Source organism: Caballeronia terrestris, from assembly GCF_001544515.1.
Taxonomy (GTDB): Bacteria; Pseudomonadota; Gammaproteobacteria; order Burkholderiales; family Burkholderiaceae; genus Caballeronia; species Caballeronia terrestris.
This window is the reverse complement of the sequence record NZ_FCOL02000423.1, coordinates 1-1,311: the sequence shown is the minus strand read 5'-3', so window position 1 is coordinate 1,311 and position 1,311 is coordinate 1. Positions and strand designations below refer to the sequence as shown.

The following is a 1,311-nucleotide window of genomic DNA, read 5'->3' as shown; positions in this document are numbered from 1 at the left end:
GGCCTAGGCCGCCCGACCCGCCAGTGACGAGGGCCGTTCGGCCCTTCAGGTTGAAAAGATCCGCCACAGCAGTCATTTCAGTCTCCTTGTTGATGGATGGAACAGAGCATCCTGCAGGATGTAGATGCCGGCGAAGGCACCTTGTAGTCCCCCAGATCAATGCCACGTTCGTCCGGTTCGGGCATCGCAGCCGTCGCTTCACGCGCGGGAAGCTGGGGGCGCGGCTCATGTTATATTTCGCACGCGAACTATTAATTTATTGTCGCTCGACGACTGGAACATAGAACGAGGTTTCGGAAATGGATCATCGGCTTGTCTATCTACTGAATGTGGGTCAGCGGCGCCTACATCGGTGGTCGCAGGCGAGGACGGCCGCCGGTGGAGCGACAGCAGCCCAGGCTGGTCTGCTCTTTTTTCTGGCGAAGAACGATGGTGCCCTTACGAATGAAGCAGCGGCAGCCCTTGACCTCAAGGCGCCGGGAATGAGTGGGTTGGTTGATCGAGTCGAACGGGCTGGTCTGATCGAACGCTATGCGGATGAGTTCGATCGACGCGCGTCGCGGCTGTGGCTGACGGAAGACGGGCGCGCTGCACTCAAGCGTTCGAAGGCAGCTCTCGCTCACTTGAATGCCCGGCTGACCGACGGGTTTACAGCATCCGAGATCGACATCGTCGTGCGATGGCTGACAAGTTTGCAGGAGAAGTTCCCGGCCAATGACGAGAATCCGCACTAAGGGACACCGACCGTGCCCCCTGGTGAGTACCGTTCCTATTGTCGAACGATTCCCGTGAAATCCGGCTGGCGCTTTTGGGCAAACGCCGCGAAGGCTTCTTTCGCTTCGGCGCTTGCAAGTCGCTCCACGAATATGGCGCTTTCGCAATCCATCTGAGCGACCAGCTTCTCTGCGTCTCGCATCAGTCGCTTCATCGCGGTCAGCGATCCGATGGGCTTGGCAGCAATTCTCTCGGCAACACGGCGTGCCTCTGCGCGGAGTTCCGCGTTGGAGACAGCCTTGTTTGCAATACCCCATGCAACGGCAGCATTTGCAGGAACGGCTTCCCCGAGGGCGAACATTTCGAATGCCTTGACATGCCCAACTCGCAAGGGAAGCAGGTAGCTTGATGCAGCTTCGGGAACGAGTGCCAGATTCACGAAGGGGGTCATCAATTGCGCCTCTTCGGAGAGAAGCACATAGTCACAATGGAGCAACATAGTCGTTCCAACTCCGACGGCCTTGCCCTGGACTGCGGCAATGATCGGTTTCGTGGCATTCGCCAGGCCTCGCAGAAAGCGGACGACGTTGCGTTCCT

2 protein-coding genes are annotated in these 1,311 nt (G+C 58.5%); one reads left to right on the top strand and one right to left on the bottom strand.

Features of this window, described 5'->3' with window-relative positions; genetic code table 11:
* Nucleotides 1-299 precede the first annotated feature (299 nt).
* Nucleotides 300-734 carry a MarR family winged helix-turn-helix transcriptional regulator gene (locus AWB67_RS37960; RefSeq protein ID WP_087660869.1) on the top strand — a complete coding sequence of 145 codons (435 nt, stop codon included), beginning with the start codon at nucleotides 300-302 and terminating at the stop codon, nucleotides 732-734.
* Nucleotides 735-769: 35 nt separating this feature from the next.
* Here AWB67_RS37960 and AWB67_RS37955 read toward each other — a convergent pair.
* On the bottom strand, nucleotides 770-1,311 hold a 542-nt coding region (locus AWB67_RS37955; protein WP_087660868.1), incomplete at its 5' end, for an enoyl-CoA hydratase-related protein.